Origin of the sequence: Pseudonocardia sp. Ae717_Ps2 (genome assembly GCF_001932475.1) — a bacterium.
Classification (GTDB): domain Bacteria; phylum Actinomycetota; class Actinomycetes; order Mycobacteriales; family Pseudonocardiaceae; genus Pseudonocardia.
This window is the reverse complement of the sequence record NZ_MCIS01000001.1, coordinates 110,156-132,875: the sequence shown is the minus strand read 5'-3', so window position 1 is coordinate 132,875 and position 22,720 is coordinate 110,156. Positions and strand designations below refer to the sequence as shown.

Here is a 22,720-nt window from a genome sequence, read left to right as displayed (position 1 = left end):
CCGACCGGGTACCCGCCTGTCATGACGACGCCGGAGAAGGACCAGCACGACGAGAACCCGGTCCCGACCGAGCAGAGCGACACCCCGGTCGACGAGACCCCCGACGGCGACGGCGTCCATCTCGCCGCCCAGCCCGTCGAGGACGACGACCCCCGCACTGCGGCGTCCTGAGCAACGCACCCGTTACGGAAGGACTGCACAGACCATGGCCACGATCCGTTACACCGTCCCCGGCCTCGAGCGCGGCGACGCCGAGCAGGTCGTCGACATCCTGCAGCACCGCCTGCACGCCCTGAACGACCTCCAGCTCACGCTCAAGCACGTGCACTGGAACGTGATCGGCCCGAACTTCATCGCGGTGCACGAGATGCTCGACCCGCAGGTGGACGCGGTCCGCGGGTTCGTCGACGACGTCGCCGAGCGCATCGCGACCCTCGGCGGCTCGCCGAACGGCACCCCCGGCGCTCTGGTCAGGGACCGCACCTGGGACGACTACTCGATCGGCCGCGACCAGGCGATCGCCCACCTCGGCGCGCTCGACGTCGTCTACACCGGGGTCATCTCCGACCACCGCACCCAGATCGAGAAGGTCGGCGCGCTCGACCCGGTGACCGAGGACATGCTCATCGCCCAGGCGGGCGAGCTGGAGCAGTACCAGTGGTTCGTCCGGGCGCACCTGGAGAACGCCGACGGTTCGCTGAACACGCAGGGCAGCAACGGTGAGGCGGGCGCGGCCGACGCCGCGCGCTGACCTTCCCGCCGCTCGATCCCGAGGCCCGGTCCCGCCGTCGTGCGGGGCCGGGCCTCCGTCGTGCTCAGCCCGAGCCGGCCCCCTCGACGGCGCCCACCCACAGGGCCATCGCCAGCGTCGGGCCCCACTCGTGCTCGACCTCGGCCGGTGCGGGACAGGTCTGTTCGCGGTCACGGCGCAGCCGCACCACGAACGGCCCTTCGAAGGGCTTGCGGGTCAGCAGGTCGACCCGGTCGCCGAGGCGCACGTCGTGCGCGTCGAGGAAGCGGAGCACCTCGGGGTCGGTGTCGTCGACGCGGACCAGGGTGCCGCCCTCGCCGTAGCGCAGGTCCGGCAGCCGGCGGGCGTGGACCACCGGCATCGTGCCGTCGCTCGCCGGGATGGGATCGCCGTGCGGGTCGAACCGGGGATGCCCGAGCCGGCTGTCGATCCGGTCGAGCAACCGGTCGGAGACCGCGTGCTCGAGCGCCTCCGCCTCCTCGTGGACCTCGTCCCACGCCAGGTCCAGCTCGGTGACCAGGAACATCTCCAGCAGCCGGTGCCTGCGCACCACGGCCAGCGCGGAGGCCCGCCCGGCCGGGGTGAGGGTGATCCCGGCGTAGCGGGCGTGGTCGACCAGCCCGGCGTCGACGAGCTTGCGCACCATCCCCGACGCCGACGGCGACGAGACCTGCAGCCGCTCGGCCAGCGCGGAGACCCCGACCGACCCCTCCCACCGCTCCGAGAGCAGGAAGATGGTCTTCAGGTAGTTCTCCACGGACTCCGAGAGGCGCTCGGCGCTCATGCCACCACGGTATCCCGGCGCGGGGGACTCAGGCGGTTCCGGCCGCGCAGAGCCGGGCCAGCAGACCGGCGTCGACCGGCGAGCCGAGCGCCCCGCCGAGGGTCAGCCCGTTGACCGCGGCGGCCAGCAGGGCGCGCCGGTCGGCGTCGTCGGGGAGGAGCCGGGCGGCGGCCGCGTCGAGCGCGGCGTCCCAGCGGTCCAGCTCTCCGCGCAGGTCCGGGCGCCGCGCGGCCAACAGGAACAGCTCGTACTCGGCGATCGCGGTGACCCGCTCCTGACGGGCGCAGTCCTCGACGAGCGCGACGAGGTCGTCGGGGGTCGTGACCGCGTCGAGCCGGGCGATCCAGCGGTCGTTCACCGCGGTGAGGGTCGCGACCAGCAGCGCGTCGACGCTGGGGTGGTAGTAGAAGACCGCGCTGGGCGGCACCCCCGCCTCCGCCGCGACCGCCCGCTGGCTGACCGCGGCGACCCCACCCGCGCCGACCAGCCGCAGCGTGGCCTCGACCAGCTCGCGACGGCGCCGGTCCCCCCGACGGCGGCGGCCGTCGCCCCCGGGGGTGTCCGGTCCCGCCGGATCAGGCATGCGAGGTCGCACCACCCAGCTCCAGGGCGAGCACCCCGGCGATCACCAGCCCGATCCCGCCGAGCTGGACCCAGGTCAGCGACTCACCGAGGAAGAACACCCCGATCAGGGCGACGAGCGCCACCCCCGCCGCGGCCCAGGTGCCGTAGGCGACCCCGAGCGACATCCCGCGGCCGAGCGCCTGGGACAGCGACCAGAACGCCAGCCCGTAGCCGACCACCGTGATCATCGACGGCACCAGCCTGCTGAAACCCTGCGAGAACCGCAGCGCCACCGTTCCGGTGACCTCGGCGCCGATCGCGAGCGCGAGCCATCCCCACATCGCCGGGCTCCTCCCCATCCGTCCGTTACCGGCCACATTGTAGAGCGATCGCTCAGGTTTTCTGCCACCCGGACGAACGAGCCCGACATGATTGTCATTGGCTTACGGTGGATCATCGTGACCACGCAGAGCAGTCGGACGACCGCGCCCGGTTTCCCCGCACCCCGCCGTCCGCGCGACGACGGCTCCGTCGCCGACGTCGCGTCCCGCCTCGTGGCCCTGCGACGACGACTGGAGCGCACCGACCTGCGGCCCGCCCCGGACACCGACGACGCGTTCGGCGAGCTCGTCGGGCTCTGTTGTTTTCCGCCCGCGGGCTGTACCGAGGGCGTCCTGGCGCGGGTCGCCCCGCACTTGGACGCCCTGCGGACCCTCGCCGCGACCGGCGAGGGCCACATGGAGAGCCACTGGGCGAACCGGATCGCCGCCGCCCCCGACGCCCGGGCCGAGCTGGAACGGTTCCCCTACCTGGGCAACTATCACGACCTCGTCCGGCTGGAGCTCGCCGCGCTGACCGCCGTCGGCCTGCCGGCGCCGCGCCGCGTCGTCGTGCTCGGGTCGGGGCCGCTGCCCCTGACCGGTCTGGTGCTGGCCACCGAGCACGACGCGCAGGTGCTGCACGTCGACCGGGACCGGGCTGCCGCCGCCGCGGGGGACGCGGTCGCCGCCGCCCTCGGGACCGACGGGCGGGTCCGCAGTCTGGTCGCCGACCTCGACGATCCGCGGCTGTCCCCCGCCCTCGCCGACGAGCTGGGCCGGGCCGACCTCGTGCTCGTCGGGGCACTCGTCGGTGCCGACGCCGATGCCAAGGCCGCGATCACCGCCCGGCTGGTCACGGCGACCGGCCCGGACGCGACCCTGCTCGTCCGGTCCGCCGCGGGGCTGCGGACGCTGCTCTACCCCGAGATCGTCCCGGCCGACCTGCCCGCGCTCGACGTGCTCCTCGAGGTGCACCCGCGCACCGACGTCGTCAACTCCGTCCTGGTGGCCCGCGCCGCCACGTGAGGTGCGTCGCTCCCGGGGTTGGGAGCGGGTCCGGCCGGGCAACCGCCGTCCGACAGGGCGCAGCGGCGCGCCGGAGGACGACGGACCGAGGAGGTCGGGTCGATGATGCGCACGACGGGCGGGTTCTCCCGGCCCTTCACCCCGGTACAGCCGGTCGCGGCGGCGTTCGCCGTGGCGTTCCTGCTGGTCGGAGCCCTGGGATTCGTCCCGGGAGTGACCTCGGGCGAACTCGCCGTGCTGCCCGGTGGCGGCACCGCGGTGCTCGCCGGGCTGCTGCCGGTGTCGGTGCTGCAGAACGTTCTGCACCTGGCCACCGGGCTGGCCGGACTGGTCTGCGCGCGCTCCCGTGTCGCGTCGCGGGTGCTGCTCGCGGCCGGCGGCGTCATCGCGCTGCTGAGCGCCGCCGTCGCCCCGGACGTCGTGGGTGCGGCCCTGGTGGTCGTCGCCGTCGCGATGATCGGTTGCGCGACGCTGCTGCGTGGCCGCCCCGTGGTGCGCCCGCCCCGCCGCGGAGCCGCCGCGGCCTGATACCTGGACGGGGCGTGACCCCCGTGGTCCGATGGCGGTGTGTCCGACACACCGTCCGCCGGGACCCCGGTCACCGGACGACACCCCGACCACGGCCACGAGGCCGAGGTCGGCGACCCGGTGTGCTGGCTGGACCGGCTATGCACGGACTGCGGGGCGATGCCCTCCCCCACCGGCGACGGCGGGCCGCCGCAGACCTGCTGGCGCTGCGGCGCCGCCGTCACGCACCCGTCCGGCTTGCGATCGCCTGACGATCGTCTCCGGCCCGGCGCCCGAGTCGACGGGACCGGCCCGGATCCGGTGGAATCGCCGTCATCATGAGCGAACACGGCCGGACCCGGGTGCTGCTGGTCGACGACGACGTCCGGATCGGGCGTGCCCTCGGTCTCGCCCTGGGCGACGAGGGCGTCGACGTCGAGGCGGTGCACACCGGCGAGCAGGCCCTGGTCAGTGCCGCCCGGCCGGACGTCGACGTGGTGCTGCTGGACCTCATGTTGCCCGGCATCGACGGCCTCACGGTCTGCCGGCGGCTGCGGGAGACCGGTGACCTGCCCATCATCATGGTGACCGCGCGCTCGGACTCCGCCGACGTCATCGCCGGGCTGGAGGCGGGCGCCGACGACTACGTGACCAAGCCGCTGGTGGCCGGGGAGCTGGCCGCCCGCATCCGGGCGCTGCTGCGTCGCCGGCGTCCGGCACCGGCGGCACCACGCCGGATCACCGTCGGGGACGTGGAGCTGCGCCCGGACGAGGGCACCGTGCTCCGCGACGGCGTCCCGGTGCACCTGACCCGCACCGAGTTCCGGCTGTTCGCCGAGCTCGCCGCGGCGGGCGGGCGGATCGTGACCCGCGACGAGCTGCTGTCGCGGGTGTGGGGCTACGAGTACCACGGCGACACCCGGCTGCTGGACGTCCACGTGCGACGGCTGCGGCGCAAGGTCGAGCTCGACCCGGACCGGCCCGTCCTCGTGCTGACCGTGCGCGGCGCCGGGTACAAGATCGGCGACGCCGGACCGGACGCCGCGCTGCCGGGCGTCGTCCCGGTGTCGGGCCGCGGCGGGTGAGCGTGCGCGGCAGGATGCGGTCCGTGCTGGACCGACTGCCGCTGGACCGACTGCCGCTGGACCGACTGCCACTGGATCGACTGCCACTGGGCCGGCTTCCGCTGCGTCACCGGGTCGGCGTCGCGTTCGCCGGGGTGTCGATGGTGGTGACCGGGTTGTTCGCGGCGGTCACCTGGAACCTCGCGTCGTACTACCTGGTGGAGCAGCGGGTGGAGAGCGCCACCCGCCAGCTCGCGGTGAACCTCCAGCTCGTCGAGCGGGCGATGGTCGACGACACGCACGTCGGCGGTCTCGACGACCTGCTGACCGGCCTCGCGGGCACCCCGGGCACCACGGTCGCGCTGCGCCGCGACGGGACGTGGACGACCAGCGGCCGTGAGGTCGATCCCGAGGCGCTGCCGGCGGGGCTGCTGGCGATGGCCGGGAACGGGACCGGGGCACGGCAGCGGGTGATGGTGGCGGGGATGCCGAGCGTCGTCGTCGCGGCGCCGATGTCCGGCGGCGACGTGTTCGTCGAGGTCTTCCCGATGCAGCGGCTCGACGCCAACCTGAAGTTCCTCAGCGTCGTGCTGTTCGCCGGGGTCGCGGTGAGCGCCCTGCTGGGGCTCGCGCTGGGCCAGTGGGCCGGGCGGCGTGCGCTGCTGCCGCTCACCGCGGTGACCCGGGCCGCGGAGCGGATCGCCGGCGGCGACCTGACCGCACGGCTGCCGTCGAGCACCGACGCCGAGCTCGCCCCGCTCGTCGCGACGTTCAACCGGACCGCCGACGACCTGGAGCAGCGGGTGTCGCGCGACGCCCGGTTCGCCGCGGACGTCGCGCACGAGCTGCGGTCACCGCTGACGACCCTGGTGAACGCGGCCGCGGTGCTGACCCGGCGGCGCGCCGAGCTCGCGCCGACCGCACGGGAGGCCGTCGAGCTGCTCGACGGCGAGATCCAGCGCTTCCGCCGGATGGTCCTGGACCTGCTGGAGATCTCCCGCAGCGACACCCTGCAGCGGGAGGACGGCGAGCTCGGTGCGCTGGTCCGCGGGCTCGTCGCGGTCCGCGGCGGGGAGCACGTCCCCGAGGTCGACGCCCCGGAGCCGGTGACCGTGCGGGTCGGCCGCCGTCGCCTCGACCAGATCCTGGGCAACCTGCTGGACAACGCCGACGCGCACGGCGGCGGCGCGCTGCGGATCGGCGTCGCGCGCCGGGGCCGGTCCGCCCGGATCGAGGTCGACGACGCGGGCCCCGGCATCCCGCCCGAGCAGCGGCGGGCGGTGTTCGAACGGTTCGCCCGTGGCACCCTGGCCGGCAGCCGCGGCGACGGCGGCGGCACCGGTCTCGGGCTGTCCCTGGTCGCCGCGCACGTACGCCGGCACGACGGCCGGGTGTGGGTGGAGGAACGCCCCGGCGGCGGGACCCGGGTCGTCGTCGAGCTGCCGGGGGTGGACACGTGAGGACCCGGCTGTGCACCGCGGCGCTGGGGCTGCTGCTCGTCGCCGGGTGCGGGGTGACCCTCGACGACGAGCCGGAGCCGATCGCCCCACCCGCCGGCACGACCGCCCCCACCCCGACGGTGACGGTCCTCCCGACCCCGACCCCGACCCCGACCCGGCCGCCCGCGCCGGCTACCGACGACGACGGCGCGGGCCCGACGCGCAGCTGATGCAGGTCGTCGCGGCGGGCAGCGCCTCCAGCCGTTCCGGCGCGATCGGTCCGCCGCAGACCGCACAGCGCCCGTAACCGCCCGCGGCCAGGCGCTCCGCCGCCCGGTCGAGGTCGTCGCGTTCCTGCTCCGCGGCGGCGAGCAGCCCCTGGAGCTGGGCGCGCTGCACCGCGATCGTCACGCCCTCGGGGTCGTGCTCGTCGTCGTGGCTGGTCAGGGCCTGCTGGTCGGCGAGGTCGTCGAGCTCGTGGCGCAGCGAGCCGACCCACTCCTGGGCACGGGCGCGGGCGGCGGCGAGGGTGGTGGGGTCCACCACCCCAGGATGCGCCCCGGCAGACTGCGGTGGTGAGCCTTCCGCGTCCGTTGTCCGGTGTCGGCGTCGTCCTGGAGCGCGCCGACGGCGCGGTCGCCGTCGGGCACCGGGTCACCGCCGGGGAGACGCCGAGCTGGTCGTTCCCGGGCGGCCACCTGGAGGGCGGGGAGCCGGTCGTCGCCGCGGCGCTGCGCGAGCTGGCGGAGGAGACCGGCGTCGTCGCGGCGACGGGGACGCTGGTCGCGGTGTGCGTCCGGCTCGACGGCGCGGGGGTGACCTTCGCGGTGCACGTGCCCGCACCCGCCGGGGCGGAGCTGCGGGTGACCGAGCCGCACGCGATCGACGCCTGGGCCTGGGCCGACCCGGACGACCTGCCCGGACCGGTGTTCGCCCACACCGCCGCCGTCCGCCACGCCTGGCGCCGCCCCGGCGTCGCGCTCGACGGCTGGGACCTGCACCGCGTCGCACCCTGAGGCGGCTACTCGCCGGTGGATCCGGTGGCGAGCTCGACGACGACGTCCAGGTGGCCGAGGTGGCGGGCGTACTCCTGGACGACGTGCAGCAGCGTCCGCTCGATCGTCGCGGGCGGTGCGCCGGCCCAGCGCCCGCTCGGCACCCCCGCAGCACCGGGCCCCACCGACTCCGCGATCTCGCGGGTACGCCGGCCCTGCGCGGCGAGCGCGGCGGCGACGTCGTCCGCGCCGACCCCGGACGGCAGCGCCCACCGCCCGTCGACGTGGTCGGCCCAGGGGTCCGGGAGGTCGGCGTCGACGAAGCCCCACTCCAGCCAGCGGCGCTCCATACAGCGCAGGTGGTGCAGCAGCTCCGCGGGAGACCAGCCCGACGGGAGCCTGCTGGCCGTGCGCTCGGCCTCGGGCAGCGCGGCGTACTTGTCGAGGACGCGGTCACGGTAGAAGTCGACGTAACCGAGCAGCAGGGCGGTCGTGGAAGGAGCCGGGTCGGACGGCTCGGGGAGCCGGTCCCGGCGCAGGTGCAGCAGCGGGAACGGCCGGCCCCGCCCGTCGCGCTCGGAGCGCCCGGTCCGGACGAACCCCAGGCGCTCGTAGAACCCGACCGCGCCCGGATTCTGCTCGTTCACGTCGAGCTCCACCCGCGCCGTGCCGACGGTGGCCGCGGCCAGGAGCGCGGAGCCGACGCCCCGACCGTGCGCGGACGGGTCGACGAACAGCGCCTCGACCCGGTGGCCGTCGGTGCCGATCCAGCCGACCGGGGTGCCGTCGGCGCGCTGCGCGACCAGGACCGACAGTGCGGGCAGGGCAGCCGTGCGGACCTCGGTCTCGATCTTGTCGACGTCGTCCGGGGTGAGGAAGCTGTGCGTGGCCTCCACCGCGGGCCGGTGTCCGCGACGGGCGGCGGCCCGGATCACGGTCGACACCGGGAGCGGCGCCGTCGACGATCGCCCCATGACCGTCCTGGACGTCCTCCTGCCGCGGCTCGTCGCGTTGCCCGGGGTGCTCGCCGTGTCGCTGGGCGGCAGCCGGGCCCGGGGCACCCACCGCCCGGACAGCGACTGGGACCTCGGCGTCTACTACCGCGGCGGGTTCGACGCCCGGGCGCTCGGGCGCCTCGGCTTCGCCGGGCACGTCGCGCAGCCGGGCGAGTGGGGACGCATCGTCAACGGCGGGGCGTGGCTGACCGTCGAGGGCGAACCGGTGGACGTGCTGCTGCGCGACCTCGACGTCGTCGACGTCTGGCGCGCCGACGCCGACCACGGCCGGTTCGAGATCGACCAGGTCGAGGGGCATCTCGCCGGGCTGCCCACGTACACCCCGCTCGGCGAGATCGCCGTGAACCAGGTGCTCGCCGGTCAGCTGCCGGCCGTCGCCTACCCCGCGGCCCTGCGCGAGGCGGCGCAGGAACGCTGGCGCTGGAACGCCGCGTTCTCGCTGACGATCGCCGAGCAGCACGTCCGCCGGGGCGACCGGACCCTCGCGCTCGGCATGATGACCCGCGCCACCGCCCAGGCCGCGCACGCCGTGATGGCCGGGCGGGGTGCGTGGGTCCTGGGCGAGAAGGGGCTCGTGGACGACGCCGGTCTCGGCGCCGCCCACGACGTCCTCGGCGACGACCGGGCCGACCCGGCCGAGGTGCTCCACGAGCTGCGCGCGCTGCTCGACGCACCCCGGCCGCAGGAGCTCCGCAGCCACCGCACGCGTGCACGGACCATCCGCCTCCGGCCCGCCGACGCCGGCGAGATCCTGACCCTGCAGCGTGCGGCCTACGTGCCGGAGGCCCGGGCGCACGAGGACATCGACCTGCCGCCGCTCACCGAGCACCTGGCGGAGATCCGCGAACAGCTGGCCGACGGGTCGGTGACCGCCTGGGGTATCCGCGACGACGGCCGGCTGGTCGCCGCCGTACGGATCACCCGGTCGGGGAGCACCGCCGTCGTGAGCCGGCTGGTGGTCGCTCCGGACCGGCAGGGCGAGGGCCTGGGGTCGGGCCTGCTCCGCCACGCGGAGGAGCAGCTCGACGACGACGTGTCGGTGATCGAGCTGTTCACCGGCGAGCACAGCGTCACGAACCTGCGCCTCTACGACCGGCTCGGGTTCCGGGAGACCCACCGGACCGACGCGGGGACCTACGCGCTGGTCCACATGGCGAAGCCCCGGGGCACCGCCCGATGACGCCGCGGGAGGAGCACCGACCCAACTGACCCCCGGCCCGCTCAGAGCGACCGGAGCGTGGTCATCGCCGCGGTCTCCAGGTCCGCGATCCGCAGCAGCAGCCCGGCGGCCTCGGTCAGGGCGGCCGGGTCCTCGTCCAGCCCGGCCCGCTCGACGAGTCCGGCGACGCGTGTCCACAGCGTCGCCGCCTCGGCGTACAGGTCCCGGCCCCGTTCGACCGACGCGACGCGCTCACCCGGGCCGGCGTCGTCGAGCAGCGGCAGGCAGGCGGTGAGGAAGTCGCGGTAGAGGTTGCGGAACAGTGCCCCGCCGGTGCCGGCCCGTTCCATGAGCATCGCCATCTGCGGCAGGTCCCGGTGCGGGTCCTCGACGCGGTCGAACCAGGACCCGGCGCGCTTCGCCGTCGTCCGGATGCCGCGGTGCCCGATGTTGGCGATCGGCGGGTGCAGGAACGCCTCGGCACACTCGACGATCGCAGGCACGATCGCGGGGCCGGGGTCGACCGGCTCCCGGACCCGTCCGAACGTGAACGACCGGTGCGGCGCCGACATCGGCCCCCGTGCGGCGCGCGCCCGGGCCAGGCTGTCCAGGCTCGTGCTGACCCGGCCGCCCTGCTGCGCGGTGTCGAGGAGGTACGCGGTGTCCTCGTCGTAGCCGAGCAGAGCGACGACGTGGCCCGCGAAGTGGACCCGGGAGCCGAAGTAGTCCAGGTCGTGGCTGTCGAGCTGCAGGCCGACGGGAACGCCGTCGTCGACGAGGGTGCGGACCTGGTCCCACGCCCGGCGGGCGGACGAGGTCTCCTGCACGCGCAGGTCGAGATCGAGGCGGCGGGCGAGGGTGCGGGTCAGCTCGAACGGCTTGACCCGCCCGCCCAGGAACGGCGCCGACTGCCGCTTGGAGTCCCAGTAGACGTACGACAGCCCGGAACCGAGCCCGAACAGCATCGGTTCGTCGAGGTGGACGCCGGCGTGCCCGAGGAGCGCGCCGAGCGCCGTCGTCTCGCAGTGGAGGCCTCCCGTGGAGGGGACGCCGGTGGACGCATCAGTCATCGGACACCTGGACCCGCTCGGCGAGCCACGACCTCTCCGCACGCAGCTGGGACAGGGAGAACGAGAAGACGTCGCGCGCCTCCGACGGGAGGGGCTCCTGCGCGGTCCGGGCCGCGACGACCGCGCCGATCCGCGTGTCGAGCCCGGCGAGCCGGGCCCGGAGCGCCTCCTCGACCTCGTGCGCGGGCAGCAGGGTCGAGTGGGCGAGGCCGGCGAGGAAGGAGCGGGCGGGGACACCGGCGTCGGAGAGCAGCTCCCGGACGTCGGCGGCCGCGGTGCGGCGCCCCCGGTCGGTGATGCGGACGACGCGGCGGGCCTTCGGGGAGGGGCGGTCGTCGTCGGCCTCGGCCAGGCCGCGGGCGGTCAGCTTGTCGAGCAGGTAGTAGATCGAGGAGAAGCCGATGTCGGTCCAGCGACGGACGCCACGCTCCTCGATGACCTGCTCGATGTCGTAGCCGTGGCGAGGGCGCTCGGCCAGTGCCCCGAGGACGACGAGCTCGCCGATGGTCAGCTCCACGACCGCTATTCTAGCACCAGAATAGAAGGGAGCACACCCGCACGAAACACGACGACACCGGCGCGAGACGCCGACGCAACGTGCCGCTCCTACCGTCTCCACCTGCTGTATCCAGCCCTGGACACAACAGGTGGGGAGAATCGTCGATGTCGAGCGCCGTCGAGCACGCGGGCACGCCACCGCTGCGCGAGCGCGTCTACGCCGCCCTACGGGACGACGTCGTCAACGGCGCCGTCGGCGCGGGGGCCCGCCTCACCGAGCCGAAGCTCGCAGCGCGGTTCGGCATCTCCCGCACCCCGGTGCGCGAGGCCCTCGGCCGGCTCGTCGCCGACGGGCTCCTGCAGCGCGAGGAGGACTACGGCTACTCGGTCGTCGTCCCCGACCTGGCGGGGGTGCGCGACCTCTGGGAGGTCCGCATCGCGGTCGAGCTGCGCGGGATCGACCGATGCCGGGAGAACCCGGGCACCGTGCACGACGCCGGGGCGCTCCGCGCAGAGCTGGCCCGCTGGCACCGGATGCTCGAAGAGCCACCCGAGGCGGGTCCTGGCTTCGTGCTGGAGGACGAACGGTTCCACAGCACGCTGCTCGCGGCGTCGGGCAACCCCGAGCTCGTCGCGGTGCTGACCGACGTGCACCGCCGGATCCGGCGGGTGCGGATGAACGACTACGTGCTCCCCGGTCGCGTCGAGGCGGCCGTGTCCGAGCACGTCGCCGTCGGCGAGGCGGTCCTCGCCGGACGGCTCGACACCGCCCGCCACCTGCTGCACCAGCACATGGGCGCGTCGCTGGAGATCGTCACCGAACGCGCCGGTCGCGCCCTGCTCGCCACCGACACCCGGGACCGCCGCCGCGGCCCGGCCACCCTCGACGTGAGGACCTCATGAGACTCGCCGCGATGAAGCATCCCGCCGTCCTGATCGCGCTCGCCGCGGTCGCCGGGATCGCGTTCGGCCTGGTGACCGGCGAGTGGGCCGGCAACCTGAAGGTCGTCGGCGACGCCTTCATCCGGCTCGTCCAGATGGCGATCGTGCCGCTGGTCATGACCTCGGTGATCGCGGCCTGCGGGTCCATGACCGGGTCCGGCACCGGCCGGCTCGCGCTGCGGACCTTCGCCTGGATGATCGGCCTGTCGGTCGTGGCCGCGGTGGTCGCGGTGGTGCTCGGGCTGCTGTTCCGCCCGGGTGCCGGGATGGTCGCGACGGCCGCGCCGGACGCCGCACTGCCGGCCGCGGCGGCCCCGGAGAGCTGGCAGGACACGGTCCTCGGCTTCTTCACCACCAACGTCGTCGAGTCGATGGCCGAGGCGGCGATGGTGCCGATCATCCTGTTCTCGCTGCTGTTCGGCGTCGCCCTCCACCGGCACGTCACCGCGACGGGGAACACACTCGTCCTCGACGTCGTGGGGCAGTTCCAGCAGGTCCTGCTCACCTTGATCCGGCTGGTCATGTACGTCGCGCCGATCGGGGTGTTCGCGCTGCTCGCCGACCTGTCCGGCCGCATCGGCTTCGCCGTGGTCGGGTCGGCCCTGGCCTACCTCGGCACCACCCTGCTGGGCGTCGTCCTGCTCACCGCGCTGTTCGTGGCGATCGTCGCCGGGCGCACCCGGCTCAACCCCGCCCGCCTGCCGCGCAAGCTCGCCGAGCAGACCGCCGTCGCGGTCACGACGACGAGCTCGGCCGTCACCTACCCCACCGTCCTGCGCACCACGATCGAGAAGATCGGCGTGAGCCCCCGGGTCGCCAACTTCACGCTGTCGGTGGGGCTGACCATGGGCTCCTACGGCGCCGTCCTCAACTACACGATCGTCGTGCTGTTCCTCGCCCAGGCCGGCGGCGTCGACCTCTCGGCCGGGCAGATCGTATTCGGGATGGTCCTCGCGATCCTGCTCAACATGGGCACGATCACCGTGCCGGGCGGGTTCCCCGTCGTGGCCCTGTTCCTCGGGACCACCCTCGGACTGCCCCTCGCGGCCGTCGGGCTCCTCATCGCCGTCGACTGGTTCACCGGGATCCTGCGGACCTTCCTCAACGTCAACGCCGACACCCTGGTGGCGATGCTCGTCGCGCACCCCGACGGGGAGATCGACCGGGAGGTCTACGACGGTGTCCGCGCCGGGGAGCCGGCGGAGACGGGCGCCCGGAGCGCCTCGGACGCGTGACCGACCGCGCCTCCCGCGCGCGAACAGCGGCGCACGGACTCCGCGCCCTCCGGCCCGCGATGCCCTGGTCGTTCTCGTGGGGTGGCCCTACTCGTACGCGGGGTGTCCTATCGGAGTCGCCCGCCGTGCCCACCCGGGCAGGGGGATGAGATTGAGCGGGAAGCCGTAGCCGATGTCTCGGGCGATCGTGCCGTCCGCCCGCGGGATTCTGATCTCGGTTCGCCCAAGCGCCTTCACCTCGGTGATGGTCCCGTGGATGGCCGCCATGACGATGTCGCGCACGTAGGCCACCGCCTCGACGTCACGCAGGACCGCGACCTGGTGGTCGCCGACCTCGATGGCGATCCAGCGTTGCCCGTCGTCGTCCCACTCGACCGACAGGCCGGCGCCTGTTGCCGGATCGACCCGCCAGCAGTCGGGGACGGTGTCGTCGATGGTGAGGACGGCGAACGGGTGGCGTCGGACCTCGTCGGCGAGGTCATGGAGTGCGGTGGTGACCGCGTCCGGGGAAGGTGGAGTCGCCGCAGCCAATGGGTGATCGTAGGGCGGCAGCCTCCACGGCCACGAGCTCTCGCCCGCGACCCTGCAACGGCGTCGCCTGGCGGAGGTCGTCGAGTGCCGACACCGCAAGGGAGCTCGTTGTGGGACCGTGAACAGGTGTCGCGGCCGGACCGTCCCTGGGCCAACACGACGCACGACTGGAGTCGTGATCTCGATGTCGATCACCTGCGTGAGGTCCGGGAGCAGCCGGAGCGCTATGCACCGACGGGCGCCCTGCACCTCGTGCTGGAAGTCGTGGCCTACGCGGCCGACGAGGCCGAGGCACGCCACCGTCGCGGCCGGTGCCTCATCGAGCTGGCGCCGGACGGGTCCATCCTGATCGTCGACGACGGACGGGGCACCGATACTCGCCGCAGCCCGACAGGAGCCGTCGTCCGCAAGCCGATCATGGCTACGCGTGACCTCCGGTTCTTCGACGCGGAGACCCCACCGCTGCTCGGTGACGGTCACGCGCGCCGAGGCATCTCGGTCGTCGCCGCGTTGAGCACCACGCTGGATCACGTGAACCGTCGGCACGACGGCGCATGGTCGCAGACGTATCGCGACGGGCTCCCTGTCGGCGGCTTGGTCGACGTTGCCGGAGACGGCACGACGGACACCACCGTTCGGTTCACGCCGTGCAGGGCTGTCCGTGACCTCGGCGAAGCCGACGGGGAGTGCATCCACGCAGGTGTGGCGCACCTCCGCGGGCTGCTGGACGTCGTCGTGGACGACCAGAGATGAGGGGCCCTCCTGCGGCATCGTGGACGGTTGGACGGCCGGCATATGACTGGTATGTTCCGAAACACCGACCTACCTGATCCACAGGGGAGTCACCGCGTTCTCGCGCGGCCCCGAACAGGAGGTCGATCTCCATGGATCCGTCGCACACCGATCAGTGGCGAACGCAAGGCGCGCCGGCCGCGCACGTTCTGTGGGACATGGTGACCGGGCCCATGCCGCGGGGCCTTCTCGGCGTCGGCGACCCGGATGTCCACTGCATCGACGGCCGTTGGACGACGTTCTTGGGCGGCTTCTCGACCGGCTTTCGCAACCGCCTGTACCGCGCCTCGGTCGCACCCGGGGGCTCACCCCGTGGGCCGTGGCGAATCGACGCCGATCCTCGTGGACGTGCAGCCGCTCTGGCTCCGGACCCACCACGCGGCAGCTGGGACGCAGCGGGGATGCACACACCCAGCTATGTGCCTCCGTCCGGCGGCAACGGGGCGCGCCTGTACTACACCGGCCGGGCTTCCCTACGGCATTACGGTCCGCGAAGCCGGTACGCGATCGGCTTCCTCGAGTACCGAGACGGCCGTTGGCAGCGACACCCGATGCCGGTCCTCGAGGGCACGCCGCCCCGCTCCAGTGTGCTCGAACCATTCGTCATCTACACCGACGGCCGGTACCGGATGTGGTATCAGGCCAATCCTCACGAGATCGGCCCCGGCGAGCTCCCCGACTACGAGTTGCGCTGCACGGAGAGCGTCGACGGCGTCCACGACTGGTCGCCGCCGGTGACGTTCGCAGACTCGTCGGAGGGCTTCTTCGACAACGCCATCGCCCCCTGCGGTGATGGCTGGGTGATGCTCCTCGCCCGTGGCTCCGACCTCCACGCCACACCGGGTTTGCCCGCGCAGGGGCTGTGGTGGATCACCGCATCACGGCCGAGTGCCGACCGACGGGACTGGTCCAGCCCGCAGCGACTGCTCGACACCGATGCGGCGGGAACCCCGGAATGGATGGCGCGGGGCACGTACGGACCTGCGCTGTCCTTCGCTGATCCCACCAGCACCCGGGCAACGGTTCATGTCACCGGGACACGCGCCGCACCTCGGTGGCCGCGGTTGATACTCCGCCAGCTCCTGCGGTGTCGGCGGCCTCCGGTTCCCGCGCCCTTCTACCTGGCCGTCGGAGGCATCGAGGTCGACCTGGGAGACGCGTCGGACCACGGGAATTCGCCCCATCCCACAAGAAAGCCTGACGGCATTCGGCCGACCCGGAGAACACGATGAGAACCGTGTCCTGGCAGGCTGGTTGCATGACTTCGATCCGAAAGGTCCATGCCGCGTAGGCGTCCCGCCCAGCTACGGGCCCGCAACCAGCGTCAGCCACGCCCGACCGCGATCCGCGGCGTTCCGCTCTCGACCAGCCGTGCGCTCGACCGACTCGACCGGCCACAGCTCTCCTCCGGAAGGGTCCGCACCGATCTTCTCTCATGGCGCCGCGTCGCCCTCCAACCACGTTCCACACTCCAGCGGGAGAACAACGACTGGGTCCAGTTCATCGGCCCGTTCTCCCGGGACGCCCTCGAACACGCTCTGCACGCCCTGCCTCGGCGTCGTCGCGCATCGCTCCGCCGCCAGATCGCCCGACTCGACGCCCTGTTCTCGGACAAGACTCTGAACGACCCCACCGTCGATCCGTCGCTGTCCTGGTGGTGGCGCCGCACATGAGCTGCACCTACGACCCGATGCTGGCTGGGCTCGTGCGGACGTGAGCACGAGCGATACGGCGCCACTCCGGCAGCATGAGCGCCGCAGCCCACAGGTCTTCGTACAGTGACACCGTGCCTGACGGGTCCGACGGCCACATGCTGCCCTTGCGCGACGGCGCGATGCTGTGAGTGGACGCGCAGGGCCAGCCCGAGGACGGGCTACCCGGTTTGGTCCTTCTGCACGGCGGCGCCGGCATGTGGGACTACCTGGGGCCTGTCGCCGACCTGGCCGCCGCGTCGTTCCGAACGGTCCGGTACGACCAGCGGGGCTGCGGTCGATCCTCGCCGGACGAGGACTACAGCATCGCTCGCTATGTGGCAGACCTCGACGAGCTTCGCGAGCACTTCGGCTACGAGCGCTGGTACATCTTCGGCCACTCCTTCGGCGCCACCCTCGGCATCGAGTACGCGGCGACCCACGGCCACAGGGTGGCCGGCCTCGTCTACTGCAGCGGGCTCGGGATCGGGTGGTCGACCCACCGAGCGGTCTACAAAGCTCAGCAGGAGCAGAGGCTCACCACCGCCGAGCGGGCGCGATTGAACGAGCTGGCGGCGAAGACCCGAACGTGGGACGAGGAGGTCGAATGGCGCACCCTTTCTTGGCTGCCCGACTTCGTCGACCCCGAAAGGGCCCGAGAATGGGCTGCCGCTGACGCGAATACACCACTTCCGCTCAACCTCGCGTGCAACCGAGCCTTCAACACAGAGACCAAAACCTGGACCATCGACGACGAGATCGGCCGCTGGGGCGCCGTCACGTGCCCCGTGTGGATCATCCATGGCGAGGGCGACCCGAGACCGGCCGACGGACCCCGAACGCTCGCCTCGATCCTCCCGAACGCCGGGTTCCATGAGATCGCCAACGCGGGACACCAACCGTGGCGAGAACGTCCGAACGCAGTCGGGCAGGTCCTCGCGGCCGTCGCAGCGCACGCGTCGAAGACGTCCTGAGAACCAGCGACACATCAGCCCTCGGGAGGCCGGCGTGGCCAGGGCCCCGCGTCGCCCGGGTCGGCGCTCTTGTTGCCGCGCGTTCCCACTGCGGGCAGGCTGCGCCGATGGAGATCCTGGGAGTCGATCCGCGCGATCAGCGGTGGGAGTGCGACTCGCCCACCTACCGCGTTTACTTCCACGAGGGCACGACGTCGGACGAGTACGAGGTCCGGGGCGCTGACGACGTTCATGCGGTGATCAGGTGGGCTGACGGCGACGGCGCACAGCGGCCGTACGTTCTCTACGTGCGCGTCGATCAGGACGGCCTCGGGCTCGTGCGGCTGGCAGGCAGAGATCCCAATGAGAGCCCACACAGCTCCACAATCACCCTGTCCGACGACTCCGGCTCCGAGTAAGAGGTCGCGCGGATTGATCACAGCTGGGTCGCGGCCGGGTGTCGATGGTGAGGGGCGGGCACGGGCCTGTCGATCATGAAGTTGTTGACTCTTCGTGATCGTCTGGAGGCCGCGTGCCCGCCCTGCCATCATGGTTGACCGAGCCGTTGTGGGACCAGTTCGCCGCGCTGCTGCCGCCCCGGGTCGAGTTCGATCCCACTCATCCGTGGGGCTGTCACCGCCGCCGGATCGCGGATCGGGTCGTGTTCGACAAGCTCCTGCAGGTGCTGCGGTTCGGCTGCCCGTATCAGGGCGTCTCCGACAGCACCTGCTCGGCGACCACCATCCGCGATCGCCGTGACGAGTGGATCCGGCTCGGGGTCTTCGCCCAGCTACGCCGGATCGCCCTGGACGCCTACGACCGCATCGTCGGCCTGTTGCTTGACGACGTTGCCGTCGACGGCGCCATCACCAAGGCCCCCGGCGGCGGTGAGGTCGCCGGACCGTCACCGGTTGACCGGCGTAAACAGGGCATGAAGCGATCGGTGCTCGTCGAGGGCCATGGCATCCCACTGGGCCGGGTCCTGGCCGGGGCACACCGCCACGACTCCCCGCTACTGGGCCCCACTCTCGACCACCTCGACGCTCTCGGCCCGCTGCCCGACGACATCACCGTGCACCTCGACGCCGGCTATGACTCCGGTAAGACCCGCGACACACTCACCGAACGGGGCCTGCACAGCGAGATCGCGCGCAAGGGCGAGAAAGCACCGATCCAGGCCACCCAACGCTGGCACATCGAGCGCACCAACGCCTGGCACAACAGCTTCAACCGGCTGCAGCGCTGCTACGAACGCCGCGAAACCGTCGTCGACGCGTTCTTCGACCTCGCCGACACCATCATCACACTCCGTAGCCTGATCCGGCAGGCCTGGACCACGCACCGCTGGGACAGCCGACCACACCGCCGCCCATGATCATCCATCAATCCGCGCGACCTCTAAGACGGGCCGACAAGCCCTTGATGCAGCTGGACGGGCTCGTGAGCCACACCCCGCGCAAGACGGTCGCGAGCTACCTCGACGACTCTGACGTCACTGTCTGAAAGATCAGTCATCAGCTCAGGCACTCGAAGATCGGCATGACCCAGGACTGCTACCGCGGACGTCGCTCAACGGGTCGGCGGCCGGCAGGGGTCTTAAAAGGATTGTTCGGCAACCCGAAGAGCGAGCAGGAGAGCTGATGTCTCACGTTCTGGGCCGGCTGGTCGCCGTCACTCTCGACTGCCCCGATCCGCACGAACTGGCCGAGTTCTACCGACATGTCCTCGGCGGACAGCTCCGCGCATCCAACGAGGACTTCGTCGTGCTCATCTGCGACGGCACAACACGCCTGGACTTCCAGCGCGTCCCTCACCACCGCCCCAGCCGGTGGCCGGACGGCCAGATTCTCCGAGCGCATCTGGACATTGCAGTCGACGATCTCGATCACGCTGAGCGGCGGCTGTCCGCACTGGGCGCCGTCCCTGCGACCGTCCAGCCCGACCCCGCACGGTTCCGGGTCCTGATCGACCCCGCCGGACATCCGTTCTGCATCGCCACATCGGCCGCAGCATCGACCCCACCGACAGCACCGAGCACGAAAAGTGACCCAAGAATCCCTCGATCTTGATCGGCACAGATCGGCGACGCTGTGAACTGGGGATTCCAACCCCCGGCCTGGTGGTCGTTCAGGGTCGGCTCCGGCCCTTGTCAGGTCATTTCGTGTCCCAGAAGCGTCCCACGCGGGGGCTTTCCCCCACGCGCACGGCCTGCTGGTGATGTCCTCGCGGCGCGGGTTCACCCCAGCCGGGCCGAGGGGTGGGATGAGGAGAGGTGGGGTGCAAAGTACGGGTTCGAGCCTTGCGCCCCACCCTTCGGTCTGGCTGCCGTCTCGGCGCGCCATGAGGTGGTCACCAGCCCTGCCGCACTTCCCTGATCTCCGAGCGGTGTCGAGTTCGGGCGGAGCCCGGCCGCCGGAGGCGACGGATCTACAGAGAACTGCCATATCCGCTCTGGCCTGCGATGGAGCCCCGGTCCCGTGGTCTGCGTCCGTGCATAGTCCGTGACGGTCGCTCTATGCTCCCGCACGGCCGGGTTCTGGTGGTGATCTCCTCACGGCGCGGGCTCGTCCCTGCCGGGCCGAGGGGTGGGGTGCAAGGTATTCAGTCCCGCCTTGCGCTTCACCCCTCGGACCGACAGCCATCTCGGCGCGCCGTGAGGAGATCACCACCCCTGCTGCACTCACCTGATCTCCGAAGCGGTGCCGGGTCTGGGCGGAGCCCGGTATCAGTTCTCATCAGGCTCTAGGAACTCCAGCCGGTTCCCGAACGGGTCGGCCGCGTAGATCCGTCGGAATCCTGGAAAGTCCGCGTCCCAGGTTGTCTCCTGGCCAGCCGCCGCAAGCCTGCGGACTACTTCGTCGAGATCCTCAACCTGGATGCCCGGGTGCCCCTTGCGGGCAGGGCGGAAGTCATCCTCGACGCCGAGATGAAGCTCAACACCTCCGCCCCGAAACCAGGCACCGCCGCGGGCTGCGAGCACCGACGGCTTAGGGATCTCCGTCATACCGAGGACATCTGCGAAGAAGTGCCGCGCGTCGTCCTCACGACCGCGGGGCATGGCCAGCTGCATGTGATGTAGGCGTCCGTACACCCGGCGAGTATGGCGTGCGACATGCGGGCCATCAGCCCCTGAGATCAGGGCACCTTCTCCGTGGCTCGGGGCTAGCGGGCCGGCCCCGAGCGGCCGCGAACGGGCCGGAGGTGTAGGGAGCGAGCCGGCAGGGCCGGCGTGGCCGGCTCCGCGGCGCCTTGACACCCAGTGATATCGGCACGGGAGATTGCTGGCTGAGAGTTTCCCGCTCCTGGCTCGGCGCATCATCGGGAGACGAAATGAGGATGCGTCTACCCCCATATTGAGACCGGCGCAGTGGTTGGGGCTGTCTCGCGCTCGGGCCCGCTCTCCTCTGTCCCCCTCGTCCTGGCCGCAGGATTGCTCGTCGAAGCGGTGGGGGCAAGGGTGGCGGCCTGCGCCCTCGCGAAGCGACACCGTAGGCGCCCTTGCGGCCGCCGTGGAGACGTGCACGATTTCGGCCGAGGGGAGACAGCACGACGTCATCGGGGTCGCGTTGCTCAGCTTGTGGTACGCAACTGCTCGTAGGGTCCGAGCCATGGTCAGCCATGCCCTATACAAGGACCACGCTCACATCTATGCGCAGCATTCCGATCGGAGTGGCCCGAACGCGTACTACGAGCGTCCGGCGATGCTGAGGCTTGCTGGGGACCTGACTGGGCAGCGGGTACTCGAACTCGGATGCGCCGCCGGCGCCCTAACCACACAGCTCATTGAGCGCGGCGCCGCCGTGATCGCCCTGGACCGAGAGCCACGCCTTGTCGAGCTGGCGCGGCAGCGAACGAGCGGGCAGGCCACAGTCTCCGTGGCGGACCTCGAAGAGCCGTTGGACAGCGTAGGGACTGGCTCAATCGACCTCGTGATCGCTTCGCTCGTGCTCCACTACCTTCCCGACTGGCGTCCGTTACTGGCCGAACTCAGCCGCTGCCTGGCTCCCGGTGGCGCACTGCTGTTCTCTGTTCACCACCCGATCAACGGCTGGGCGCTGTGCGACAAGGCCGACTACCACCGGACCGAGCAAGTCCACGAGACGTGGGACCTGGACGGCCAGGAGGTCACCGCCACGCTGTACCGGCGCCCGGTTTCAGCGATCTTCGGGCCGCTTCTGGACGCGGGCTACATCGTCGACGCTGTCGAGGAGCCACAGCCGGTTGCTGATGCTCCACTGCCCGAGGGACTGAGAACGACACTTCGAACGGCCCCCGTCTTCCTCTTCGTCCGAGCCCGGCGCCCTGCTCGCAGCCTCGCGTAAGGGCAGCCGCAGCGGCTCGCGGCCGGGTAACCGGCACCGACGGCCACGCCCGGGGCCGGAGGTAGAGGGTCGGACGGCGGGACCGGCGTGGCCGGCCCCGCGCTGCCGAAGGCGGCGCCTTGACGACTCGCACGTCACTGTCAGGAAGATCAGTGACCAGCTCGGGCGACTCTGAGACCTGCGGATTGTGTGGGCCCCCGGGGGATCGAACCCCGAACCCGCGGATTAAAAGTCCGCTGCTCTGCCGATTGAGCTAGAGGCCCCGGCCCTCCCCCGCGCCCCGTGCTCGCCCGGCGGAACCTGAGGAAATCCTACAGTCCGTGAGCATCGCCGCCCGCGCTCCACACCCCATGTCGCACAGGATCGTGAGGACGAACGGTCGACGGCCGTCGAGCGCCCCGTGAGGCCCCTTCCCGACCACGACACCCGTCCGGGCGAACCGGCCCACGACGACGCGCCCCGAAACCTCACATCTCCGACACTGACGATCATGAAGCGTCCCGTGCTCCTGCTCATGACCGCGCTCCTGCTCACCGCCTGCAGCGGCGGGCAGCCACCGGCCGCGGAGCCCCAGGTGTCCGCGAGTTTCGCCCAGGGCGGCGAGGGGCCCGCGTTCACCTACGACCCGGCGCTCGTCCCGGTCGGTTCGACCGTCGCGGTCACCCACGCCGAGCAGGACGGTGCCACCGTCGCCACCCTCCGGGTGACCGGGCTGCTGCCGAACCGGACCTATGGCGCGCACGCGCACACGCGGCCCTGCACCGCGGCCTCCGGTGCCGACGCGGGGCCGCACTACCAGTTCTCCGAGGACCCGGTGACACCGAGCGTCGACCCGTCCTACGCCAACCCGATGAACGAGATCTGGCTCGACGTCACCACCGACGCGAACGGCGCAGGCGAGTCGACCGCCACCGTCCCGTGGGTCTTCCCGGACGACCGGCGGGCGGAGTCCGTCGTCCTGCACGAGAAGCCGACCGCCTCCCACGCCGGGCACGCGGGCACCGCGGGCGGACGCCCCGCCTGCGTCACCGTCGACTTCTGAGCGACGCCGAGGTCGGCGC

Annotated in this window: 28 protein-coding genes and 1 tRNA gene; 19 read left to right on the top strand and 10 right to left on the bottom strand. The window is 72.2% G+C overall.

Going from position 1 to position 22,720, the window contains the following annotated elements:
- Positions 1-21: 21 nt before the first annotated feature.
- Complete coding sequence (locus tag Ae717Ps2_RS37185) at positions 22-171, top strand: hypothetical protein (RefSeq protein WP_158071438.1); 150 nt, start codon at positions 22-24, stop codon at positions 169-171.
- Between the two features lie 34 nt (positions 172-205).
- Positions 206-751, top strand: a complete 546-nt coding sequence (locus tag Ae717Ps2_RS00705; RefSeq protein WP_020621473.1) for a Dps family protein — start codon at positions 206-208, stop codon at positions 749-751.
- A gap of 64 nt (positions 752-815) precedes the next feature.
- Here the strand turns inward: Ae717Ps2_RS00705 and Ae717Ps2_RS00700 are convergent, their stop codons facing one another.
- The 3 genes from Ae717Ps2_RS00700 to Ae717Ps2_RS00690 are packed head-to-tail and all read right to left on the bottom strand — an operon-like array spanning position 816 to position 2,440.
- Positions 816-1,535, bottom strand: coding sequence for a metal-dependent transcriptional regulator (locus Ae717Ps2_RS00700; RefSeq protein WP_075308728.1), 720 nt, complete (start codon positions 1,533-1,535; stop codon positions 816-818).
- Positions 1,536-1,563: 28 nt separating this feature from the next.
- Complete coding sequence (locus Ae717Ps2_RS00695) at positions 1,564-2,118, bottom strand: TetR/AcrR family transcriptional regulator (protein WP_075308730.1); 555 nt, start codon at positions 2,116-2,118, stop codon at positions 1,564-1,566.
- Complete coding sequence (locus Ae717Ps2_RS00690; protein ID WP_020621476.1) at positions 2,111-2,440, bottom strand: multidrug efflux SMR transporter; 330 nt, start codon at positions 2,438-2,440, stop codon at positions 2,111-2,113. Before Ae717Ps2_RS00690 ends, Ae717Ps2_RS00695 begins: the two co-directional genes overlap by 8 nt.
- Positions 2,441-2,557: 117 nt before the next feature.
- Between Ae717Ps2_RS00690 and Ae717Ps2_RS00685 the strand changes: the two genes are divergently transcribed.
- The 5 genes from Ae717Ps2_RS00685 to Ae717Ps2_RS00660 all read left to right on the top strand — a co-directional run bounded on the left by Ae717Ps2_RS00685 (position 2,558) and on the right by Ae717Ps2_RS00660 (position 6,685).
- A complete protein-coding gene (locus Ae717Ps2_RS00685) occupies positions 2,558-3,445 on the top strand; it encodes a nicotianamine synthase family protein (protein WP_198932116.1) in 888 nt (295 codons plus the stop codon).
- 102 nt (positions 3,446-3,547) lie between these two features.
- The gene (locus Ae717Ps2_RS00680) at positions 3,548-3,973 is read left to right on the top strand and encodes a DUF4383 domain-containing protein (protein WP_075308732.1); all 426 of its coding nucleotides are present in this window, start codon (positions 3,548-3,550) and stop codon (positions 3,971-3,973) included.
- 317 nt (positions 3,974-4,290) lie between these two features.
- Positions 4,291-5,037 carry a response regulator transcription factor gene (locus Ae717Ps2_RS00670; RefSeq protein WP_075308734.1) on the top strand — a complete coding sequence of 249 codons (747 nt, stop codon included), beginning with the start codon at positions 4,291-4,293 and terminating at the stop codon, positions 5,035-5,037.
- Positions 5,038-5,060: 23 nt separating this feature from the next.
- The gene (locus Ae717Ps2_RS00665; RefSeq protein ID WP_233147400.1) at positions 5,061-6,476 is read left to right on the top strand and encodes a HAMP domain-containing sensor histidine kinase; all 1,416 of its coding nucleotides are present in this window, start codon (positions 5,061-5,063) and stop codon (positions 6,474-6,476) included.
- Positions 6,473-6,685: a hypothetical protein gene (locus tag Ae717Ps2_RS00660; RefSeq protein ID WP_075332890.1), complete on the top strand. Its 213-nt coding sequence runs from the start codon at positions 6,473-6,475 to the stop codon at positions 6,683-6,685. The genes Ae717Ps2_RS00665 and Ae717Ps2_RS00660 overlap by 4 nt, the downstream gene beginning before the upstream one ends.
- On the opposite strand, the gene Ae717Ps2_RS00655 is transcribed toward Ae717Ps2_RS00660, so the two are convergent.
- Positions 6,648-6,998 (bottom strand): TraR/DksA C4-type zinc finger protein, encoded by a 351-nt coding sequence (locus tag Ae717Ps2_RS00655; protein WP_233147399.1) that lies wholly within the window; start codon positions 6,996-6,998, stop codon positions 6,648-6,650. The two genes, Ae717Ps2_RS00660 and Ae717Ps2_RS00655, sit on opposite strands and share 38 nt — an antisense overlap.
- Before the next feature lie 32 nt (positions 6,999-7,030).
- On the opposite strand from Ae717Ps2_RS00655, the gene Ae717Ps2_RS00650 reads away from it, so the two are divergent.
- A complete protein-coding gene (locus tag Ae717Ps2_RS00650; protein WP_158071437.1) occupies positions 7,031-7,471 on the top strand; it encodes an NUDIX domain-containing protein in 441 nt (146 codons plus the stop codon).
- Between the two features lie 5 nt (positions 7,472-7,476).
- Here Ae717Ps2_RS00650 and Ae717Ps2_RS38730 read toward each other — a convergent pair whose 3' ends face one another.
- Complete coding sequence (locus Ae717Ps2_RS38730; RefSeq protein ID WP_233147398.1) at positions 7,477-8,424, bottom strand: GNAT family N-acetyltransferase; 948 nt, start codon at positions 8,422-8,424, stop codon at positions 7,477-7,479.
- Between Ae717Ps2_RS38730 and Ae717Ps2_RS40185 the strand changes: the two genes are divergently transcribed.
- Complete coding sequence (locus tag Ae717Ps2_RS40185) at positions 8,423-9,646, top strand: GNAT family N-acetyltransferase (RefSeq protein WP_075332887.1); 1,224 nt, start codon at positions 8,423-8,425, stop codon at positions 9,644-9,646. The two genes, Ae717Ps2_RS38730 and Ae717Ps2_RS40185, sit on opposite strands and share 2 nt — an antisense overlap.
- A 41-nt stretch (positions 9,647-9,687) precedes the next feature.
- Here the strand turns inward: Ae717Ps2_RS40185 and Ae717Ps2_RS00630 are convergent, their stop codons facing one another.
- Both Ae717Ps2_RS00630 and Ae717Ps2_RS00625 read right to left on the bottom strand, forming a co-directional pair.
- On the bottom strand, positions 9,688-10,695 hold the full coding sequence (locus tag Ae717Ps2_RS00630) for a BtrH N-terminal domain-containing protein (RefSeq protein ID WP_075332886.1): 1,008 nt from the start codon (positions 10,693-10,695) through the stop codon (positions 9,688-9,690).
- Positions 10,688-11,212, bottom strand: a complete 525-nt coding sequence (locus Ae717Ps2_RS00625; RefSeq protein WP_075332885.1) for a PadR family transcriptional regulator — start codon at positions 11,210-11,212, stop codon at positions 10,688-10,690. The genes Ae717Ps2_RS00630 and Ae717Ps2_RS00625 overlap by 8 nt, the downstream gene beginning before the upstream one ends.
- Before the next feature lie 146 nt (positions 11,213-11,358).
- On the opposite strand from Ae717Ps2_RS00625, the gene Ae717Ps2_RS00620 reads away from it, so the two are divergent.
- Positions 11,359-12,096 carry a GntR family transcriptional regulator gene (locus Ae717Ps2_RS00620; RefSeq protein ID WP_075332884.1) on the top strand — a complete coding sequence of 246 codons (738 nt, stop codon included), beginning with the start codon at positions 11,359-11,361 and terminating at the stop codon, positions 12,094-12,096.
- 11 nt (positions 12,097-12,107) lie between these two features.
- Positions 12,108-13,370 carry a dicarboxylate/amino acid:cation symporter gene (locus Ae717Ps2_RS00615; RefSeq protein WP_198932115.1) on the top strand — a complete coding sequence of 421 codons (1,263 nt, stop codon included), beginning with the start codon at positions 12,108-12,110 and terminating at the stop codon, positions 13,368-13,370.
- Positions 13,371-13,457: 87 nt separating this feature from the next.
- Here the strand turns inward: Ae717Ps2_RS00615 and Ae717Ps2_RS00610 are convergent, their stop codons facing one another.
- Positions 13,458-13,901 (bottom strand): hypothetical protein, encoded by a 444-nt coding sequence (locus Ae717Ps2_RS00610; RefSeq protein ID WP_075332882.1) that lies wholly within the window; start codon positions 13,899-13,901, stop codon positions 13,458-13,460.
- 126 nt (positions 13,902-14,027) lie between these two features.
- On the opposite strand from Ae717Ps2_RS00610, the gene Ae717Ps2_RS00605 reads away from it, so the two are divergent.
- The 6 genes from Ae717Ps2_RS00605 to Ae717Ps2_RS00580 all read left to right on the top strand — a co-directional run bounded on the left by Ae717Ps2_RS00605 (position 14,028) and on the right by Ae717Ps2_RS00580 (position 19,406).
- Positions 14,028-14,654: an ATP-binding protein gene (locus tag Ae717Ps2_RS00605; protein WP_139320151.1), complete on the top strand. Its 627-nt coding sequence runs from the start codon at positions 14,028-14,030 to the stop codon at positions 14,652-14,654.
- Between the two features lie 131 nt (positions 14,655-14,785).
- Positions 14,786-15,925 (top strand): hypothetical protein, encoded by a 1,140-nt coding sequence (locus Ae717Ps2_RS34925; RefSeq protein ID WP_198932114.1) that lies wholly within the window; start codon positions 14,786-14,788, stop codon positions 15,923-15,925.
- Between the two features lie 611 nt (positions 15,926-16,536).
- On the top strand, positions 16,537-17,358 hold the full coding sequence (locus Ae717Ps2_RS00595) for an alpha/beta fold hydrolase (RefSeq protein WP_075332880.1): 822 nt from the start codon (positions 16,537-16,539) through the stop codon (positions 17,356-17,358).
- 107 nt (positions 17,359-17,465) lie between these two features.
- Positions 17,466-17,756 carry a hypothetical protein gene (locus Ae717Ps2_RS00590; RefSeq protein WP_075332879.1) on the top strand — a complete coding sequence of 97 codons (291 nt, stop codon included), beginning with the start codon at positions 17,466-17,468 and terminating at the stop codon, positions 17,754-17,756.
- Between the two features lie 113 nt (positions 17,757-17,869).
- On the top strand, positions 17,870-18,712 hold the full coding sequence (locus Ae717Ps2_RS00585; RefSeq protein ID WP_075329730.1) for an IS5 family transposase: 843 nt from the start codon (positions 17,870-17,872) through the stop codon (positions 18,710-18,712).
- A gap of 265 nt (positions 18,713-18,977) precedes the next feature.
- Positions 18,978-19,406, top strand: coding sequence for a VOC family protein (locus Ae717Ps2_RS00580; protein WP_075329729.1), 429 nt, complete (start codon positions 18,978-18,980; stop codon positions 19,404-19,406).
- Positions 19,407-20,062: 656 nt separating this feature from the next.
- Here the strand turns inward: Ae717Ps2_RS00580 and Ae717Ps2_RS00575 are convergent.
- A complete protein-coding gene (locus tag Ae717Ps2_RS00575) occupies positions 20,063-20,407 on the bottom strand; it encodes a VOC family protein (protein ID WP_020625089.1) in 345 nt (114 codons plus the stop codon).
- 538 nt (positions 20,408-20,945) lie between these two features.
- On the opposite strand from Ae717Ps2_RS00575, the gene Ae717Ps2_RS00570 reads away from it, so the two are divergent.
- The gene (locus tag Ae717Ps2_RS00570) at positions 20,946-21,659 is read left to right on the top strand and encodes a class I SAM-dependent methyltransferase (RefSeq protein ID WP_075334129.1); all 714 of its coding nucleotides are present in this window, start codon (positions 20,946-20,948) and stop codon (positions 21,657-21,659) included.
- Between the two features lie 190 nt (positions 21,660-21,849).
- Here the strand turns inward: Ae717Ps2_RS00570 and Ae717Ps2_RS00565 are convergent.
- Positions 21,850-21,922 (bottom strand) — tRNA-Lys (locus Ae717Ps2_RS00565).
- 227 nt (positions 21,923-22,149) lie between these two features.
- Between Ae717Ps2_RS00565 and Ae717Ps2_RS00560 the strand changes: the two genes are divergently transcribed.
- Positions 22,150-22,701, top strand: coding sequence for a superoxide dismutase family protein (locus tag Ae717Ps2_RS00560; RefSeq protein ID WP_075308738.1), 552 nt, complete (start codon positions 22,150-22,152; stop codon positions 22,699-22,701).
- The last annotated feature ends 19 nt before the right edge of the window (positions 22,702-22,720 follow it).

Excerpts from the sequence above, each read along its gene's own strand:
- Ae717Ps2_RS37185 (WP_158071438.1), top strand. The coding sequence starts at position 22 with ATGACGACGCCGGAGAAGGACCAGCACGACGAGAACCCGGTCCCGACC.
- Ae717Ps2_RS00630 (WP_075332886.1), bottom strand. The coding sequence starts at position 10,695 with ATGACTGATGCGTCCACCGGCGTCCCCTCCACGGGAGGCCTCCACTGC.
- Ae717Ps2_RS00580 (WP_075329729.1), top strand. The coding sequence starts at position 18,978 with ATGTCTCACGTTCTGGGCCGGCTGGTCGCCGTCACTCTCGACTGCCCC.
- Ae717Ps2_RS40185 (WP_075332887.1), top strand. The coding sequence starts at position 8,423 with ATGACCGTCCTGGACGTCCTCCTGCCGCGGCTCGTCGCGTTGCCCGGG.
- Ae717Ps2_RS00570 (WP_075334129.1), top strand. The coding sequence starts at position 20,946 with ATGGTCAGCCATGCCCTATACAAGGACCACGCTCACATCTATGCGCAG.
- Ae717Ps2_RS00590 (WP_075332879.1), top strand. The coding sequence starts at position 17,466 with ATGGAGATCCTGGGAGTCGATCCGCGCGATCAGCGGTGGGAGTGCGAC.
- Ae717Ps2_RS00620 (WP_075332884.1), top strand. The coding sequence starts at position 11,359 with ATGTCGAGCGCCGTCGAGCACGCGGGCACGCCACCGCTGCGCGAGCGC.
- Ae717Ps2_RS00670 (WP_075308734.1), top strand. The coding sequence starts at position 4,291 with ATGAGCGAACACGGCCGGACCCGGGTGCTGCTGGTCGACGACGACGTC.
- Ae717Ps2_RS00695 (WP_075308730.1), bottom strand. The coding sequence starts at position 2,118 with ATGCCTGATCCGGCGGGACCGGACACCCCCGGGGGCGACGGCCGCCGC.
- Ae717Ps2_RS00690 (WP_020621476.1), bottom strand. The coding sequence starts at position 2,440 with ATGTGGGGATGGCTCGCGCTCGCGATCGGCGCCGAGGTCACCGGAACG.
- Ae717Ps2_RS38730 (WP_233147398.1), bottom strand. The coding sequence starts at position 8,424 with ATGGGGCGATCGTCGACGGCGCCGCTCCCGGTGTCGACCGTGATCCGG.
- Ae717Ps2_RS00680 (WP_075308732.1), top strand. The coding sequence starts at position 3,548 with ATGATGCGCACGACGGGCGGGTTCTCCCGGCCCTTCACCCCGGTACAG.
- Ae717Ps2_RS00615 (WP_198932115.1), top strand. The coding sequence starts at position 12,108 with ATGAAGCATCCCGCCGTCCTGATCGCGCTCGCCGCGGTCGCCGGGATC.
- Ae717Ps2_RS00705 (WP_020621473.1), top strand. The coding sequence starts at position 206 with ATGGCCACGATCCGTTACACCGTCCCCGGCCTCGAGCGCGGCGACGCC.
- Ae717Ps2_RS00560 (WP_075308738.1), top strand. The coding sequence starts at position 22,150 with ATGAAGCGTCCCGTGCTCCTGCTCATGACCGCGCTCCTGCTCACCGCC.
- Ae717Ps2_RS00700 (WP_075308728.1), bottom strand. The coding sequence starts at position 1,535 with ATGAGCGCCGAGCGCCTCTCGGAGTCCGTGGAGAACTACCTGAAGACC.
- Ae717Ps2_RS34925 (WP_198932114.1), top strand. The coding sequence starts at position 14,786 with ATGGATCCGTCGCACACCGATCAGTGGCGAACGCAAGGCGCGCCGGCC.
- Ae717Ps2_RS00575 (WP_020625089.1), bottom strand. The coding sequence starts at position 20,407 with ATGCAGCTGGCCATGCCCCGCGGTCGTGAGGACGACGCGCGGCACTTC.